The following is a 17543-nucleotide window of genomic DNA, read 5'->3' as shown; positions in this document are numbered from 1 at the left end:
CTAACCGATGTGATGTCAGACCGAGACCGGCTCGCCCGCGGCGGCGGCGATCTCCGCCTCGGCGACGACACCGGCGACGCGGCGCAGCTTCTTCATCGGGCCGAGCTCGGAGTCGTAGACCTTCTTGACGCCGTCACCGAGGGAGGCCTCGATGGTGCGGATGTCGCGGACCAGGCGGCTGAGGCCGCCCGGCTCGACGGAGGCGGCCTGGTCGGAGCCCCACATCGCGCGGTCGAGGGTGATGTGACGCTCGACGAAGGCGGCGCCGAGGGCGACCGCCGCAAGGGTGGTCTGCAGGCCCGTCTCGTGGCCGGAGTAGCCGATCGGGACGTTCGGGTACTCCTCCTGAAGCGTGTTGATCACGCGCAGGTTGAGCTCCTCGGCCTTGGCCGGGTAGGTCGAGGTGGCGTGGCAGAGCAGGATGTTGTCGCTGCCCAGGACCTCGACCGCGTGGCGGATCTGCTTCGGGGTCGACATGCCGGAGGACAGGATGACGGTACGGCCGGTGGCGCGCAGGGCGCGCAGCAGCTCGTCGTCGGTCAGCGAGGCGGAGGCGACCTTGTGGGCCGGGACGTCGAACTTCTCCAGGAAGGCGACGGCCTCGGTGTCCCACGGGGAGGCGAACCAGTCGATGTTCTTGGACTTGGCGTACTCGTCGATCTGGCGGTACTCGTCCTCACCGAACTCCACGCGGTGGCGGTAGTCGATGTAGGTCATCCGGCCCCAGGGGGTGTCGCGCTCGATGTCCCACTGGTCGCGCGGGGTGCAGATCTCCGGCGTGCGCTTCTGGAACTTGACGGCGTCGCAGCCGGCCTCGGCGGCGGCGTCGATCAGCTTGAAGGCGTTCTCGAGCTCGCCGTTGTGGTTGATGCCGATCTCGCCGACGACGTAGACGGGGTGACCCGGGCCGGCGGTCTTCGAACCGAACTGGCGCAGACGGGAGTTGGTGCTCATGGCGGGTGGGGTTCCTTACCTGTCGAGGGAGTCGAGAGAGGGGCCGAGGATCCAGCTGGCGATCTCTCGGATCGCGCCGTCGCCACCGGGAACGGTGGTGACCGCACGGGCGGCGCCGCGTACCACGTCGTGGGCGCTCGCGACCGCCACGGGCCAGCCCACGAGGGCGAAGCACGGGAGGTCGTTGACGTCGTTGCCGACGTAGAGCACGCGCTCGGGCGCGATGCCCTGCTCCTCGCACCACTGCTTCAGTGCGAGGTCCTTCCGGTCGATGCCGTGCAGCACGGGAATCTGCAGCTTCCGTGCGCGGGCGGCGACGACCGGGTTCTGCTCCGTGGAGAGGACCAGCATCTTCAGCGCGCTCTTGCGCAGCGCGGCGATGCCGAGCCCGTCCCCGCGGTGCACGGAGACGAACTCCTTTCCATCGGCATCGATCAGCACCCGGTCGTCGGTCTGGGTGCCGTCGAAGTCCAGTACGACCGCGTCGATGTCGTCGGCGGTCGGCAGCGAACCGGGGCGGTTCGCGTCGAAGAGGGGCGCCAGCGCCCGGGCCCGCGCCATGTCGTGCGGGTCGTCGATCTCCAGCACCCGGGCGGGGTCCGTGCGGACCAGCTCGGTGCGCCCGAAGAAGCGGTGCTGGTGCTTGCGGAAGCCGGGGGCGGCCATGCCGTAGACGGCGCCGGTCTCCAGGAAGTCCTGGGGGCGGTCCTGGCGGCGCGGGCGGAAGGACTTGTCGTGGTTGACGCCGTAGCCGCCGCCGGTGGCCGCGTCGGCCTCCGCGACACTGCCGGCGGTGACCTCGTCGTCCGCGTCGCGCCATACGAAGCCGTGGAAGGGGGCGACGGTCATCGCGGTGTCGGCGCCGTTCCCGACGACGGCCTCGACCACGCCGTCCACGTCCTCACGGATGATGAACGGGCTGGTGCACTGCACCAGCAGCACCACGTCCACCGGCGAGCCGTGCAGGGCCTCGTGGGCGTCCATCGCGTGCAGCACGGCGGCCTCGGAGGTGGCCGTGTCCCCGGCGATGGCCGCGGGCCGCAGCACGATCTCGGCGCCGGCCTCACGGGCGGCGGCGGCGATGGCCTGATCGTCGGTGGACACCACGACATCGGTCACCAGCCGCGAAGCCAGACACTCCCGCACCGCCCGCGCGACCAGCGGAACCCCACCGACGGGCAGCAGGTTCTTCGCGGGCACCCCCTTGGACCCACCACGCGCAGGAATTACGGCGAGCACACGGCGCACAGAGGCCCCGGCATCGACCGGCGAGTCGGACATGGCTAGCACTCCTTGTGCAGAGGTACGGAGATGGGCGGCGGAGCCGCCCTCAAGGGGCGCGGGGAACTGCGCGACAAGCCCCGACGGCGCAGCACCCGCCCGACGACCGGACCCGGCACTCTGGATGGCGCTCACAACTCCCCCATCCGCCGGATAACAGGCGCCACCCGCTGCACCCCATGCCGGTACGCACCACGCGCAGCCCGCCGCACGATCTGCCGAACAGCCCCGGCTCCTTGTCCGCGGCGGGAGCCCCCGGCAGCGGACTGCCGTCCGGCCCAAGGTGATGACGAGCGAGAATCCCCGGCAGATAACCCGGCGCGGTAGCCGGCGTGTAGTACGGAGTCAGCGGCGCCAACCCACCCGGCCGGCCAAGCAGCTTGGCGATCCGCTCCCGCGCCGCGTCGAACGCGTACGCGTAGGAACCTCCCCCAGAGGGGGGACCCCCAGCCGCGACCCCCTGCCGGGCCACCCAGTCCGAGTCCGGCACCGGCCGGTACCCCGCGTCCAGCTGGTCCCAGGAGGCCAGGCACCCGGAGCCGACGAAGTGGTGGTTGCCGAGCACCTCGCGGACACCGAGGTCGGTCAGGATCACGGTCGGGACGCGCCGGTGCAGGGATTCCAGCGCGGCCGTCGAACTGATCGTGACCAGCAGGTCGGTGCGGTCGAGGACCTCGCCCATGTTCCCGTACACCAGGCGGAAGTTGGCCGGCGGATCGAGCCGCTGGACCAGCTTCTGGTAGGGCTGCTCCTCGATGTGGGTGGTGTGCTCACCCGGCTTGGAGCGCAGCTTCAGCAGTACCTCGCGCTCGGGGTGCAGCCGGGCGTGCTGGATCAGCCGGTTCAGCAGGTACGTACGGTCCTTGCGGCTGTCCGGCACGGACGGCTGCACCGCGAACACCACGGTGTAGGGGTCGTGTTCACCTTCGTACGCGGCCCCGCCGAGGAACGGGAGGGCCACCTCGGTCACCGACGAGGCGTCGGCGCCCACCCCCTCGTACACCTCCCGGAAACGCTCCGCGTCCTGGCGGGAGTTGGCGAGGACGAGGTCCGCGCCGTGCCGCAGCAGGAGGCCGTCGGCGAGCTTCTCGTAGACGACGCCGACATAGCCGGTGACGACGACGGGGCGCCGCTTGCGGCCCTCCCACACGCGCTTGAGTCCGTGCAGCATCGCCTGGACGCCGCCGCCGACGAGGGCCAGCACGACGACGTCGTACTCCTCCTCCGCCATGGCGCGCAGGAACTCGACCGACGTGACCTCTTTCAGGGAGTCGGCCGTGACACCGACTTCCGCCAGCTGGCGTGCGGTCGGAGTGGCCCGCCCGCGCAGCAGGAATCCGCTCAGCCGGAGGCCGACTTGCGCGTCCTCGTCCGCTGCGGCTTCCATTGACGGACCGGTCGGGCCCGGAGCGATACGAGCCGCGGTCAACGCACCCCATTTCCAGCGGGTGTCGGAGTCCGCGAGTACGGCGATTCGCGTGGGCTTCGTTGTACTAGGTGGCACGAGAGAGACGCTAGGAAGCAATTCCGAGGTGCGGCCCAACCGCATCTGGCCAAAAAGTTAACAACACCCCGCCGAGAGCCGAACTGGCCCGTGAAAGCAGCGAAAGTACAGGGGATGCACCGTTCCGTCACATTGAGTTCACCCCCCGTACGGGTACCGGAAAGGCTTGCCGTCGGGGCGCCTCCTAGGCTCTCGACCGTGCCAAAGCTCTCCGTGATCGTGCCGTTCTACAACGTGCAGCAATTCGCCCCGGACACCCTCAGAAGCCTCCGCCTCAACGCCCGCCCGGATTTCGAGTTCATCCTGGTCGACGACCATTCGAAGGACGGAACTCCGGCCATTCTCGAACGCGCTGCCGAAGATCTTTCGGACGTCGCGCAGGTGCGCTATATCCGCCACGAGAAGAACGGAGGTCTCGCCACCGCGCGCAACACCGGCCTGGACGCGGCGCAGGGCGAATACCTCACGTTCCTGGACGGCGACGACTGGCTGGCCCCCGGCTACTTCGCCGAACTGGTGGGCGCCATCGAGGACTTGGGCTGCGACTTCGTCCGTACCGACCATGTGCAGGCGACCGCCCGTGCCCGCACGGTGCACCGGGTGCCGATCGGGCGCCGCTGGGAGGTCCTCGACCCGCGCGCGGCGATCCTGCCCGCCGACCGCACGACCTCGGTGGACTACGCCTACGCCTGGGCCGGCGCCTACCACCGCCGCCTGCTCGACAAGGGCCTGCTGCACTTCACCGACGGGCTGCGCACGGCCGAGGACCGGCCGTGGATCTGGAAGCTGCACCGCGAGGCGGAGTCCTTCGCCGTGATCAGCCTGCTCGGCGTCTTCTACCGGCGCGGGGTGGCCTCCTCGCTGACCCAGATCGGCGACGTCCGCCAGCTCGACTTCATCCGCGCCTTCGACCAGGTGATCGAGGAGACGGCGAAGGACCCGGACGCGGCCGAGCTGCTGCCGAAGGCCGTACGGACGTACTGCGCGATCATCGCCCACCACCTCGCCGACGAGAGCAAGTGGGAGCCGGCCGTGGCCAAGCAGCTGCGCACCATGAGCGCGGCGGCGATAAAGCGTATGCCGCAGGACGCGCTCGGCGACGTGCTGGAGACGATGGACATGCACCGCTCCTCCAAGCTGCGGCGGCTGCGGCGCCGCGTCACCACTGCGAAGGCGGCCGCCTGATGCCCCGTACCACCCGCATCTTCTGCGTCTCGACGCTGTACGGCGCCACCACGCTGGCCGCCGCGCTGGAGTCGGACTGCTTCACGGAGGCGGACGGAGACCGCCGGCTGCTCCTGGTGTTCAACAACTCGGCGACGCCGGAGACCACCCCGCCGGTCGACGCGATGCCGGGCTTCGAGCCGCTGCGCGACCACTTCGACGAGGTGCTGTCCTGGAACGAGGCGATCCGCCCCTTCCACCCCGGCGCCTGGGCCCCCCGCCCGGACGACATCCCCCTCTTCGAGCGCTATCTGCGGCTGCTGTGGGAGCTGGGCGAGGACCGGGTGGAGCTGGTCCTGGAGTCGATCCAGGTCACCCCGGCGCTGACCGTGGCCCAGCTGTTCACCGACGCCCCGATCCATGTCTACGCCGACGGCCTGATGAGCTACGGCCCCACCCGCAACAAGCTCGACCCGCTGGTCGGCACGCGGGTGCGGCGGCTGCTCCACCTGGACCTGGTGCCCGGTCTCGCGCCGGTGCTGCTCACCGAGTTCGAGGTGCCCGCGGAGATCGTGCCGACCGGGGCCTTCCTGAAGGCGATGGGCGAGCTCACCGCCTCCGTCGAGGACCTGCCGGTACTGCCCGCCGAGTCGGCGCTGCTGCTCGGCCAGTACCTGTCCGCACTGAACATCCTCTCCCCCGAGGAGGAGGAGAACCTCCACGTACGGATGATGCGCGGGGCGGTCGAGCGCGGCCACCGGTCGATCGTCTTCAAGCCGCACCCCACCGCGCCGGCCCGCTACAGCCGTGCCCTGGAGACCGAGGCGGAGAAGCTGGGCGTCGACCTCACCGTCCTGGACCTGCCCGTCCTCGCCGAGGTGCTGTTCGAGAAGTCGCCGCCCGCGCTGGTCGTCGGCTGCTTCTCCACCGCGCTGTTCACGGCGTCCGCGTTCTACGGCCTGCCGGTCGCCCGCATCGGCACCGAGCCGCTGCTCGACCGCCTCACGCCGTACCAGAACAGCAACCGGGTGCCGGCCGTGCTCGCCGACGCGCTGATCCCGGACCTGGACGGCGGCAAGAGCGAGAAGCCGGTCGCCGCCGACACGCTGAGCGGTCTGGTCGAGGCCATCAGCTTCACCATGCAGCCGCAGATCCACCCGGCCCTGCGCCCCTCGGCGGAGCGCTACCTCGCGGGGCACCTCGACGCGCGCACCAAGCGGTACTTCAAGCGCAAGCGGCTCACCTCGCTGGGCCTGCCCGGCGGCATCCCGGAGCGGCTCGCCTTCCTGCCGCGCAGCTCCACGGCGCGCCGGGTGGTGCGGCGGGCGCGGGCGTTGCGAAAGGCCGTGACGAAGTAAGAGCGTCCGAACAGCCGCCGGGTTGCCCGGGTTTGAGCAAACGCCGAGTAAATCGCCGACAAAGCCCGTGGAAATGCCGGGTGAGACTTATCTTGCCCCTGTGATTCAACGGTGAAGCGGCTTCCGGATCCCTAGGATCTCGGAAGCCGCCCCCACCGATGATTCCGTGAGGCATTCAATGACGAAGCTCGGCCGGCTCTACTCCCAGTTCGACAGCGTGCAGCTGCCCGAAGACCTGCCCTACACCCAGTGCAGCGCCTGGGAGCTCCAGTTCCTCTACCTCGTGGGGCGCCACCACCTCACCGGCAAGGACCGGATCGTGGAACTGGGCTCCGGCGGCGGCGGATCGACGTACGCGCTGGCCATGGGGCTGTCGGAGAACCCCGCCTTCGACCGGAGGACGGGACGGCTGCACGCGTACGACTTCTTCCGGGTCGGCAAGGGGACGTTCGCCTCGGAGAAGTTCTTCACCTCCGGGCACAAGCCGGAGGACGACGACTCGTTCCTCGACGACTTCCGCGGCCGGCTCGAACCCTTCCTGCCCTTCCTGGAGATCCACGCCGGCGACCTGTGGCAGACCTCCGACCCGGACGACACCAGCCCGGTCGAGTTCCTGCACATCGACATCGCCAAGACCGCCCGGGTCTTCAAGTGCGTGTCGGAGCGGTTCCTGACCCGGATGCGGCCCGGCACGGTCGTCCTGCACCAGGACTTCGCCGGCCCCCGGCTGCCCTGGCTGCACCACAGCACGGGCGCCCTGCTGCCGTACATCGAGATCGCCGGACCGCCGATCCGCTCCACCCTCGCCTTCGAGGTGACGAAGCCGATCCCCGAGGACGTCCTCAAGCGCATCTCGGAGGACGCCTACACGGTGGACGAGAAGCTCGCGCTGATCTCGGCCGTGCAGGAGCGGGTCGACCGCGACCACACCGACGGCATCCCCTTCAAGTCCGTCCTGGAACTGGCCAAGGCGTACGTCGCCCACTACGACGGCCAGCACCGGCGGGCCTGGTCGATCGCCAAGCCGCTGCAGACCGACGAGTACCTGAGCCGCACCCGTGCCGACCACTTCGCCCAGCTGCGCAAGGCGTACGAGGCCGAGCCGAAGGTGTCGCCGATGTCCAGGCTGAAGCGGCTGGTGGGAATCAAGTGAAATTCGGCGTCATGGGGTGAAGCGCAACAGGGAAGCCCTCCTTCCGATACGGGGCGTTTGGGTGCGGTTAACAGAAGGTCCATAGCTTCCGTCAATGCACATAGCCCCCGTCACGCTGGCGACGGTCGAGCCGGTGCCGGCCAGGCGGTCGCTGATCTCGTACGTCCTGCCCGTGTACAACGAGCAGGACGGCATCGCCGCCTTCCACGCCGAGCTCACCGCGGCCCTCGCCTCCCGGCCCGAGCTCGACTTCGAGCTCGTCTACGTCAACGACGGTTCCTCGGACGGGTCGTTGGCCCTGCTGAAGGGGATCGCCGAGAAGGACGAGCGGGTCCGGGTCGTCGACTTCGCCCGCAACTTCGGTCATCAGATCGCCATCACCGCGGGCCTCGACCTCGCCTCCGGCGACGCCGTGATCGTCATGGACACCGACCTCCAGGACCCGCCCAAGGTCAGCCTGGAGCTGGTCGACGCCTGGCGGGAGGGCGCGGAGATCGTGCACGCCCGCCGCCGGTCGCGGCAGGACACGCCGTTCAAGAAGGCCACCGCGCACCTCTACTACCGCCTGCTGCGCTCCTCCACCGAGGTCGACATCCCGCTGGACACCGGCGACTTCCGGCTGCTGGACCGTAAGGTCGCCGACGAACTGCGCAGGTACCGGGAGAAGAGCCGGTTCGTGCGCGGGATCGTCGCCTCGATGGGGTACGCCCAGACCGAGGTGGCCTTCGACCGGGACGAACGCTTCGCCGGCGAGACCAAGTACCCGCTGCGCAAGATGGCCCGCCTCGCGGTCGACGGCATGACCAGCTTCTCCACCGCCCCGCTGAAGATGATCACCCGCCTCGGCTTCGTGGTCCTCGCCCTCTCCCTGCTCGGCATCCTCTACGCGCTCGGCATGAAGTTCTTCCGCCCCGAGATCACCGTCTCCGGCTGGACGATGCTGATGTGCGTGGTGCTGTTCCTGGGCGGCACGCAGATGCTGTCGCTGGGTGTCATAGGGACGTACATAGGGCGCATCTACAGCGAGGCGCAGGGGCGTCCGCTGTACCTGGTGCGTGAGGTGATCGGCGGCGACGGTGACGGCTGAGACCACGACGGCCCCACCTCAGATCTCCCGTCAACTGATCCGCTACACCCTCATCGGCGGCAGCGGCGTCGCCCTCGACCTCGCCGTCTTCCTGCTGCTGCACAACCTCGCCGGCATGGACGAGCAGCTGGCCAACGGCATCAGCACCACCCTCGGCATCGCCAACAACTTCGCCCTGAACGCCCGTTTCACCTTCGAGCGCCGCGACCGGCTCTTCGTCCGCTTCCTGCGCTTCTACGCCGTCGGCCTGACCGGCATCGCCTTCACCGACCTGCTCTTCCTCGCCTTCACCGACGGACTCGGGATCGACGCCAACCTGGTCAAGGCGGGCTCGCTGCCGCTGGTCCTGGCGCTCCAGTTCGTGCTCAACAGAAAGTGGAGCTTCGCATGAACCTCGGCATCATCGGCGCGGGTGCCACCGGCCTCACCGCAGCCTGGGACGCCGTACGCTCCGGCCACCAGGTGACCGTCCTGGAGGCGGCCGACGAACTCGGCGGTCTCGCCGCCTCGTTGGAGGTGGGCGGCGCCCCGCTGGAGCGCTACTACCACCACATCTTCAAGAGCGACAAAGCCATGATCGCGCTGATCGAGGAGCTGGGCCTGGGCGAGGCCCTGCGCTTCCACAAGCCGACCACCGGCATCTACCGCGGCGGCAGGCTGATCGACTTCACCACCCCGTTCGACATGATCCGCTTCCCGGAGTTCTCCCCCGTCGACGCCGTCCGCTTCGCGGGCTCCTCGGCCGCGCTGAAGGCCATCCGCAACGGCGAGCGCTTCAACGACCTCACCGCCCTCGCCTGGCTGCGCAAGTGGGCCGGCAGGAAGGCCACGGCCGCAGTCTGGGAGCCCCTGCTGAAGGGCAAGTTCGGCGACCGAGCCGAGAGTGTGTCGATGGCCTGGCTGTGGGCCCGTATCCACTGCCGTACCTTCGAACTCGGCTATGTGGACGGCGGGTTCGAGCGGGTCTACGCGGCGCTCCGGGACGGCATCGAGGAGCGCGGCGGGAAGGTCGAGTTCGGCAAGGCGGCGGAGGCGATCCGGCAGGACGGGGACACCGTGCGGGTGACCTGCGCCGACGAGTCGGCCTACGAGTTCGACCGGCTCATCGTCACCACCCCGCAGCCCGCCTTCGCGAAGGCGGCCGGGCTGCCCGCCGAGGACGCGGTGTGGAAGAACCAGTACCTGGGCGCCACCTGCTTCGTCCTCGAACTGGACCGCAGCGTGATCCCGTACTACTGGCTCAACATCAACGAGTCGGGCTTCCCGTTCCTGGCCGTGGTCGAGCACACCAAGATGATCGACCCCTCCGTCTACGGCGGCCGGCACATCCTCTACGTCGGCAACTACGTCGAGCGCGAGGACTGGCGGTTCACCACCGAACCCGGCGAGCTGCTGACCCGGTTCGTGCCGTATCTGCGGAAGATCAACCCGGAGTTCGACGCCTCCTGGATCAAGGACTGGCACTTCTCCAGGGCCGGGTTCGCGCAGCCGGTGGTGACGCCCGAGTACCGTGCGCTGATCCCGGCCCACGAGACGCCCATGAGCCGGGTCACGCTGGCGACGATGGCGCAGATCTACCCGCAGGACCGCGGGCAGAGCTACTCGGTGGCCATGGCCCGCAAGGTCACCGAGTCGCTCGGCCTCAACGCCTGACGCAGAGGACGATCCTGGTTCCGGCGCTCGGCGCCGGACAGTCGTAGACCGCCTTGATACGACGCCACAGCTCCGGGTCCACCTTCCCGGGCCGGAACCAGGGCCGCTCCAGTACCGCGTACGGGGCGGGGTCGTGGTCGACGCAGTCGGCGTTCTCCTTGAACGACTTCAGGTCGGCCACGTCCGGCAGGAAGCGGCTGCGCTGGAGGAACGTCGAGATCGGGTAGCGGCACTGGGCCGGGTGGTCGACGTAGTACGTGGTGTCGCCGAAGGCCAGGTAGAGGACCGAGGCGTCCGCGGGCAGCTGGGCCCGGATCCGGTCCGCGTCCTGCTGGGTGAGCCGCATCTCGTCCAGATACTGGGCGCTGGTCTCGGTGACCTTGCCGTCGAAGACGAGGTGCGGGGAGCCGGGCCAGATGGTCCCGGCCAGGCACACCACACCGGCGAGGGTGGCGAGGACCGCGGCACCCACGGGCGCCCTTGTCGTACGGCGACGCTCCAGCAGGACGTCCACCGCCGCCGCCAGCAGCGCGAGCAGCACGAACGACCAGACCACGTACGGCCGTTGGTCGCTCTGGGGCGCCCGGGCGTAGAGCACGGGCAGTGCGCCGCAGGCCAGTGACACGGCGGTGAAGAGCCACGGCACCGAGCGGCCGCCCACGGCGAGGCCCCAGGCGGCCGCGGCCAGGATCGGCATCTGGGCCGCGTGGTAGAGGAACCAGTTGCCCTGCACGACCACGACGGCCTGCGCGGCGACGCCGATGGTCACGGCGACGGCCAGCAGCTCCACCCGCCGCCAACCGCCCTGCACGCGCGCCAGGACGAGCAGCAGCGCGCCCGGCAGGAGCATCAGCACGGGGGTGGCGACGGCCCGGTCGCCCAGGAACTGGACGGACCGGGTGAGGATGAAGTGCGGGTGGACGCCCGTCCGGCTGAGCGCCGACTGGTTGATCAGCGGCATGTCGTGGGTCCACTGCAACTCGTGCGAGCCACCGAGGGCGCTCAGCCCGAACAGGACCGCCGACGCCGGTACGGCGATCAGCGCGACCCGGACCGCGCGGCCCCGGTCGACGACGTACACGAGCAGGATGCCGATCGCGGCGGTGGCGGCGGTGGAGTACTTCATCATCACCGCGAGGCCGAGCGGCAGGGAGGCCAACAGGGCCGCCCGCCACGGCTTTTCGGGGCCGATCGCGGCCGCGACGCCGAAGACGGCCAGGACCACGGCCGCCCACTCGGGCTGGAGGAAGTCGTTGCGGGGCGCGAGCGCGAGGGCCAGGCCCGTGGCGCCCGCGGTGAGCGCCGCCTCGCGGCCGGTGACCCGGCGCTGGAGGGCGACGAAGAGGGCGTGGCCGGCCGCGGCGGCGAGCAGGACGCCGGCCGCGCCGATCAGGGCCTCGCGCTGTGTCGCCGTACCGCCGAAGGAGGTCAGGCGGTCGAGGAGGGCGATGAACCAGCGGTAGAAGTACGGGCGGTGGGTGAAGACCTCGGAGGGCGAGTAGCCGGCCTTGCCGCCCGTGCGCAGGGCGGCGAGGACGTAGTGCAGGTCGCCGGTGAGGCGGCGGGTGGCCACCGTGTAGACGACGGCCACCGCGGACGGCAGGGCGACCGCCGCCCACCACAGGGGTGAGCGGCGGCCGCTTGCTGCCGGCCGGACGACCTTGTCGTCGGCCAGAGTTGTCGCCACGATCAGCCGCCCAGAATGACCCGCAGGTCGGCGGCGTTGGCCTCGGTGATCTTCCACAGTTCCTGCTGGCGGCCGTGTACGTCGGCAACCGTCTTCGCGTGGTCCGCGAGCAGGTCCTTGGAGCGCTCCACCAGGCGGGCGGCGAGGTGCCGGTCGTGGACCGAGACGCCCCACTCGGGGCGCTCGATGTCACGGAGGAAGTACGCCATCTTCGGGTGCGAGATCAGGCTGATGATCGGCGTGCCGCAGCCGAACGGGATCATGCCCGCGTGGCCGCGCATGCCGATGACCAGCTTGGTGCGCGCGTACAGGTCGCGGATCTCGTCGTTCTCGAAGTCGTACATCGGGATGACGGGCATCGAGATGCCGTGCTCGCGCCGCAGGTCGAAGGCGATCTTCTCGTCGTCGAGCGAGTGCGCCGCGCACCGGACTTCCGCCAGCTCGCCCAGGTCCCGTACCGCCTTGGCCATCTGCGCCAGGAAGTAGTCGTAGTCGTGGCCGAAGCGCAGGCCCGCGCGGTCGTACGCGGCGTTGATCAGGATCGTGTCCTCGCGGAACGACGGGTCCCGCCAGCCCTCGACCAGCTGCCGGGTGACCGTCGTCGGGCAGGGCTGGAAGCGGATCTTGTCGTGCAGCCGGGCCGGGACCATGGCCCGGACCTTCTCGATCGAGCCGTGGTTGCGCAGGCCGAAGAAGCTGGACTTCTCGACGAGGAGCTGCAGCGACTCGCGGAAGCGGTTGGCGCGGTAGGACTGGCCGTCGAAGGCGTTGAAGCCCACCGCGTACACGGCGATCGGCACGTCGATGCGCTCGAGGAGCTCGTCCGGGACGTTCCACTGCCAGGCGCTGTTGCCGTTGGGCATGGTGTCCGGGATGAACAGGCCGCCGCCGCCGATGACCAGGCCGCGCCGGGCGTTGACCCGCTCCAGGGCCGCCTGGTCGAAGAGGCGGTGGGCGTGCACCGAGTGCCAGCGGCGGGACGTGGTGTCCTTGCCGAAGCCGAGCCGGACGCTCTCCGGGAGCAGCTTGTCGCCCGCGTTGCCCTGCCGGTCCATGTAGAAGGCTACGTGCGCCAACTGGTCCTCGGCGGCGCCGAGCTCCTGGGCCGGCACGGCCGCGGCGCGCTGCACCCACAGGCGGCTGGGCCGGTGGGTGGGGTCGACCGAGATGCCGGCCGTGGCGTGCTGGAGGGCCTGCGCGTTGTCGCCGTTCACCCAGGAGATCTGGGCGAGCCGGGCGTACGCGGTCGCGGCCCGGTTGGGGGCGGCGGTGGCGAGCAGCAGCTGGGCCTTGGCCTCGTCGTAGCGGGAGACGCTCATCAGGGCGTGGCCGAGCACCTCGTGCGGCCAGGCCTCGTCGAGCGGGATGCGCACGCTCTCCAGGACGTCGACGGCGTCCTGGTAGTCGCCGGAGGCGATGTGCGCGGCGGCGACCTTGCGGGCGACCTCCACGTCGCCGGTGCGGGCTACGTGCGGGGTGCCGTAGTGGACGAGCAGGTCGTGGTGGAGGCCGCCCTGCGACTCCAGGTAGGCGGCCTGGAACTCGGCGTCGGTCAGCTCGAACTCGCGCCAGCGCTCCTCGGCCTGCGCGTACCCCGCCTCGCCGCCCTGCCAGGGCTTGTGGCGGCCGGTGAAGTGCAGGATCGCCGTGTCCTCGGGGACCGGCAGGTCGCCCGACAGCCGCCGCTTGACGAAGTTGTAGCGGGCGTCGAGGCGGACGAAGTCGCCGTCCAGGACGGAGTTGAGGATGCCCTGGTCGTGCTTGTCGAGCTCGTAGTCGCCGGAGCGGCCGCACTGGTCGAGCTTGGCGCAGAAGGCGTCGCTCAGGTACTCGCGCTGGATGACCAGCAGACCGGAGTTGAGCTTGTGCTGCCCGTAGAAGAACTGCGGGACGGCCGCCAGGCCCTCGCGCAGCTGGAGGAGTTCGGTCAGGTCGCCCAGGACCACCATGTCGGTGTCGAGGGTGATGACGGTGTCGTACTCGCGGATCCTGAAGACGTCCAGGATGAAGTACGCCTTGCGGACCAGGTAGTTGTCCTGGTCGCCCTTCTTGTACGAGTCGTAGCGGTCGGCGTCGACCCGCTTCATCACGATCCGCGGGTGCAGGGCGCGGATCTGGGCGATCGAGCCGGGCCGCAGGTCGTCGTAGAGGACGACGAAGTCCTCGCACACGCCCGGGTTGGACAGGGCGAGGCTGCGCAGCAGGGCGAGGAAGCCGGGCAGGTAGTTCTCGTCGACGAAGCTCGCGAAGGCGATCTTGCGCTTGCCGGTCAGCGCGGAGGCGTCGGTCACCGGGCCCGGGGCCGCGGACAGGGTGGGGGTCGTCATCGCAGGGATATCCTCATGTCGGTCACGCCCTGGGCCCGCTGCATGACCCAGTCCTTCTCGCTGGTGTATTCGTGCACGGACGTGATGGCCAGCTTCATGGCCTCCTGCACGCGGTAGGCGCCGCTCTCGTAGAAGTCAAAGCCGATCAGGTCGAGCTTCGGGCTGACGTCCAGGAAGTCCAGCAGCCACAGCATGTTGAAGCCGGTGGTCGGTATGCCGGACCAGGCGTCGCTCGGGACCTTGCCGATGTTGCGCATGGGCCAGCGCAGGGACTCGTCGCCGAGGAAGGTCTGGGCGCCGGGCACCAGACGGTTGCGCAGGGAGTACTTCCAGTCGCCGGAGATACCGCCGAAGACCAGGCGGGTGGTGACCTGCTTCTCCCAGTTGAAGCCGTGCTTGTGGATCGTGGCGTGGATGTCCGTCCTGCTGCCGGTGTGCTTCGGGTCGATCCTGTACGAGTTGAAACGCACGACCAGGTCGTACGAGTCGATCTCGGCGCCCATCGAACTCTCGCCCACGCGGCCGGAGTTGGCGATCAGGCAGATGGACTTGCCGGCGATCTGGTTGCGGAACTCGCCCAGGCTGATCCACTGCACGCCGCCGACGGTGGGGTCGGCGACGGGTCCGCGCATCCGGGCGCGGCGCTGCTCGGCGTAGAGCGCGAGGGCCTCGGTGAGGGCGGCGAGGTCGACGCCGGGGGCGGTGGTGCGCAGGTCCAGGTACTGGCTGAGCAGCTCCTGGCGGTCGCCCACCGGGGCCTCCTCGTCGGCCAGCCTCAGCAGCGCGCCCACCAGGCGGGGCTCGGCCTCGGTCCAGTCGCCGACGGCGTGCGCGGCCAGGCCCTCGGCCCAGACGTCGGTGGCGGGGCGGCGGCCGAACTCCTCGGCGCGCGGGGACTGGCGGCGCAGCAGGGCGAGCAGCTCGCGCTCCTTGTCGCCGGCGATGCGCAGGCCGGCGATGCGGGCCTTGACGCCGAAGCCGTCGTCGTTGGTGAGCTCCAGGTACTTCTCGTACGCCTCCAGCGCCTCGGCCTCGTCGCCGATGGCCTCCAGCAGCCGGGCGCGCAGCCGCCAGCCGGCGCGGGAGTTCTTGCGCTGGGCGAGGACGGTGTCGCTGATCACCAGGGCGAGGTTCAGCTCGTCGTCGTAACCGGCCTCGAGGGCCTTGTTGGCCACGGCGAGCAGGGCGTCGAGGAGCTCGTTGCCGATGTTGGCGGAGGGGGTCGCGGCGCCCTTGACGGCACGCTTGAGCAGCGCGGTGGCACCGCCGGCCGGGGCCGGCGCGGGCGCGCCGGTGGCCGTGGTGCCCCACACGACGAGCAGCTTGCGCAGCTGCTCGGCGAGTTCGACGCGGCGGCGGTCGATGCTCCCGACGAGTTTGCCGCTGTGCGCGGCGCAGGCCCGCAGGCAGTCGTCCAGCTCCCCTCCACGTGCGCGTGCCCGTCTGTTCTGGACCCTCGTCATGGCGCTCCTGGGTATTGACCAACTCAAAGCTGAGTCATTGCTGTGAAGTAGCCGCGGATGACCGAGTCGCTCGACGGGTTCACCGCGCTAAGGGGGGATGCTGGGAAAAATTAGGTAGCGAAAACGACATTCAGGTGAACCGATTGGTACTGGAGAGAGAATCGTTTGCTCGTCAACCAAGCCTTCTTCACGATTCGGGCCAATTGCGCGGCGGCCGACTGCGGGCGCTGGACGGACTGCGACTGATCGCCGCGTTGATGGTGGCGGTGTATCACTTCGGCGGGCGGGGTGGCGAGGTGAGCAGGGCCTGGGGCAGCTCGGCGCGGGAGCAGTTCCCCACTTTCCATACGTTTTTCGCGTACGGCTGTCTCGGTGTGCAGGTCTTCTTCGTCATCAGCGGGTTCGTGATCTCCATGAGCGGCTGGGGCCGCCCCCTGAAGTCGTTCTTCGCCTCGCGCGCCGCGCGACTGCTGCCCGCCTACTGGGCGGCGATCGTACTCGTCACCGCGGTGTTCGCGCTGCCGGTTGTCGCCTTCAGGGCGGTCTCGCCGAGCGACGCCCTGGTCAACCTGACGATGCTTCAGCAGCCGCTCGGGGCGGACCGGGTGCTGGGCGTGTGCTGGACGCTGTGGGCGGAGCTCCGCTTCTACGCGCTGTTCGCGCTGCTGGTCGTGGCGCCGGGCGCGAGCCGGCGCCGGGCGATCCTGTTCTGCGCGGGCTGGACGCTGGCGGCGGCCGTCGCCCGGGGCGCGCACGAGCCGCTGCTCGACATCGTGCTGATGCCGGAGCACGCACCGTTCTTCGTCGGCGGCGTCGGCCTCTACCTGGTCCACCGCGACCGGCGGGACGTCTACGCGTGGGCGATCGTGGCCGTGAGCTGGCTGATCGGGCAGCACCACGCGGTGGCGGGGCTGTGGCGGGCGCCGAGCGCGGACGCGTTCGCGAACCGGTCGGCGTTCGGGATCATGCTGGTGGTGACCCTCGGCTTCGCCGCCGTCACGGCGATCGCGCTCGGCCGACTCGGCTGGGCGAACTGGCCCTGGCTGACCGCGGCGGGCGCGCTGACGTACCCCTTCTACCTGGTCCACGAGCACCTGGGCTGGCCCGTCATCCGGCTGCTGCACACGACGCTGGGCGTGCCCGCGGACGTGACCCTCGGGCTCACCGTGCTGTCGCTGCTGGGCCTGGCCTGGCTGGTCCACCGGTTCGTGGAGGTGCCGCTCGGGCCGCGGCTGAAGCGGGCGCTCGCCTCAGCCTGAGCGCCGGTACCGCGCCTCGACGCCGGCGACGATCAGCGCCAGCCCCTCCTCGAACCGCTCGTCGTAGCCCTGGAAGATCTCCTTGCCCACCGCGGCCGACAGCGGGAAGTCGGCCAGCAGCCGGGCCCGTTCCTCGACGTCGTACCCCTCGCGCCGCTCGTCGGGCATGGGCCGGACGCCCTGCTCCTCGGTGACGAAGCCGATGGTGTACGAGTACGCGGTGGACGCGGCTCGCACGGCCTCGGCGAGGCCGAACCCGGCCGCCGTGAACAGCCGCAGGTTCTCCTCCATCTCCCGCGCGTGCTCCGTGCCCGTGAAGCGTGAGCCGCTGTAGACCTTCGCGCCGTCCCGGTAGCCGAGCAGCGCGGCGCGCAGTCCGCGGTTGGCCTTCAGCATCCGCTGCTGCCAGGTGTCCCCCGGATCCAGCGCCGCCCCGGCGACCATCCGGCGGTACATCTCCGTCGCCATCTCGTCGAGCAGCGCCTGCTTGTCCTTGAAGTGCCAGTACAGGGCGGGCGCCTTGACGTCCAGCTCACGGGCGATGGCCCGCAGGCTCAGGCCGTCCAGACCGACCTCGTTCAGCAGCTTCAGGGCGGTGTCCGCGACCCGCTTGCGGTCTAGGGGCGCGCGTTTCTCCGTACTCACGCTTGACA

General features: G+C 70.0%; 13 protein-coding genes and 1 pseudogene. 7 read left to right on the top strand and 7 right to left on the bottom strand.

Features of this window, described 5'->3' with window-relative positions:
• Positions 1–15: 15 nt before the first annotated feature.
• From ACQEWB_RS30000 to ACQEWB_RS29990, 3 genes and pseudogenes are all read right to left on the bottom strand, one after another.
• Complete coding sequence (locus ACQEWB_RS30000; RefSeq protein ID WP_432836391.1) at positions 16–954, bottom strand: N-acetylneuraminate synthase family protein; 939 nt, start codon at positions 952–954, stop codon at positions 16–18.
• Between the two features lie 15 nt (positions 955–969).
• Positions 970–2235, bottom strand: a complete 1266-nt coding sequence (locus ACQEWB_RS29995; RefSeq protein WP_432836389.1) for a cytidylyltransferase domain-containing protein — start codon at positions 2233–2235, stop codon at positions 970–972.
• Between the two features lie 131 nt (positions 2236–2366).
• Positions 2367–3739, bottom strand: a pseudogene (locus ACQEWB_RS29990) (DUF6716 putative glycosyltransferase).
• Between the two features lie 198 nt (positions 3740–3937).
• Between ACQEWB_RS29990 and ACQEWB_RS29985 the strand changes: the two are divergent.
• From ACQEWB_RS29985 to ACQEWB_RS29960, 6 genes are all read left to right on the top strand, one after another.
• The gene (locus tag ACQEWB_RS29985; protein ID WP_432836387.1) at positions 3938–4924 is read left to right on the top strand and encodes a glycosyltransferase family 2 protein; all 987 of its coding nucleotides are present in this window, start codon (positions 3938–3940) and stop codon (positions 4922–4924) included.
• Positions 4924–6261 (top strand): alpha-2,8-polysialyltransferase family protein, encoded by a 1338-nt coding sequence (locus tag ACQEWB_RS29980; RefSeq protein WP_432836385.1) that lies wholly within the window; start codon positions 4924–4926, stop codon positions 6259–6261. Before ACQEWB_RS29985 ends, ACQEWB_RS29980 begins: the two co-directional genes overlap by 1 nt.
• A gap of 178 nt (positions 6262–6439) precedes the next feature.
• Positions 6440–7414 carry a hypothetical protein gene (locus tag ACQEWB_RS29975; protein ID WP_432836383.1) on the top strand — a complete coding sequence of 325 codons (975 nt, stop codon included), beginning with the start codon at positions 6440–6442 and terminating at the stop codon, positions 7412–7414.
• 94 nt (positions 7415–7508) lie between these two features.
• On the top strand, positions 7509–8501 hold the full coding sequence (locus tag ACQEWB_RS29970; RefSeq protein WP_432836381.1) for a glycosyltransferase family 2 protein: 993 nt from the start codon (positions 7509–7511) through the stop codon (positions 8499–8501).
• Complete coding sequence (locus ACQEWB_RS29965; RefSeq protein ID WP_432836379.1) at positions 8491–8892, top strand: GtrA family protein; 402 nt, start codon at positions 8491–8493, stop codon at positions 8890–8892. Before ACQEWB_RS29970 ends, ACQEWB_RS29965 begins: the two co-directional genes overlap by 11 nt.
• Positions 8889–10154 (top strand): NAD(P)/FAD-dependent oxidoreductase, encoded by a 1266-nt coding sequence (locus tag ACQEWB_RS29960; RefSeq protein WP_432836377.1) that lies wholly within the window; start codon positions 8889–8891, stop codon positions 10152–10154. Before ACQEWB_RS29965 ends, ACQEWB_RS29960 begins: the two co-directional genes overlap by 4 nt.
• On the opposite strand, the gene ACQEWB_RS29955 is transcribed toward ACQEWB_RS29960, so the two are convergent.
• The 3 genes from ACQEWB_RS29955 to ACQEWB_RS29945 are packed head-to-tail and all read right to left on the bottom strand — an operon-like array spanning position 10144 to position 15631.
• Positions 10144–11841, bottom strand: coding sequence for a hypothetical protein (locus ACQEWB_RS29955; RefSeq protein ID WP_432836375.1), 1698 nt, complete (start codon positions 11839–11841; stop codon positions 10144–10146). The two genes, ACQEWB_RS29960 and ACQEWB_RS29955, sit on opposite strands and share 11 nt — an antisense overlap.
• A gap of 2 nt (positions 11842–11843) precedes the next feature.
• Complete coding sequence (locus ACQEWB_RS29950) at positions 11844–14168, bottom strand: glycosyltransferase (protein ID WP_432836373.1); 2325 nt, start codon at positions 14166–14168, stop codon at positions 11844–11846.
• A complete protein-coding gene (locus ACQEWB_RS29945) occupies positions 14165–15631 on the bottom strand; it encodes a glycosyltransferase family 29 protein (protein ID WP_432836371.1) in 1467 nt (488 codons plus the stop codon). The genes ACQEWB_RS29950 and ACQEWB_RS29945 overlap by 4 nt, the downstream gene beginning before the upstream one ends.
• Positions 15632–15780: 149 nt before the next feature.
• On the opposite strand from ACQEWB_RS29945, the gene ACQEWB_RS29940 reads away from it, so the two are divergent.
• Positions 15781–16890: an acyltransferase family protein gene (locus tag ACQEWB_RS29940; protein WP_432844081.1), complete on the top strand. Its 1110-nt coding sequence runs from the start codon at positions 15781–15783 to the stop codon at positions 16888–16890.
• Here the strand turns inward: ACQEWB_RS29940 and ACQEWB_RS29935 are convergent.
• On the bottom strand, positions 16882–17535 hold the full coding sequence (locus tag ACQEWB_RS29935) for a TetR/AcrR family transcriptional regulator C-terminal domain-containing protein (RefSeq protein ID WP_432836369.1): 654 nt from the start codon (positions 17533–17535) through the stop codon (positions 16882–16884). The genes ACQEWB_RS29940 and ACQEWB_RS29935 overlap by 9 nt on opposite strands.
• Between the last annotated feature and the right edge of the window lie 8 nt (positions 17536–17543).

Origin of the sequence: Streptomyces sp. CA-249302 (assembly GCF_050936785.1) — a bacterium.
Lineage (GTDB): Bacteria > Actinomycetota > Actinomycetes > Streptomycetales > Streptomycetaceae > Streptomyces.
The sequence above is the reverse complement of the archived record's forward strand: the minus strand, read 5'-3'. Positions and strand labels throughout refer to the sequence as shown.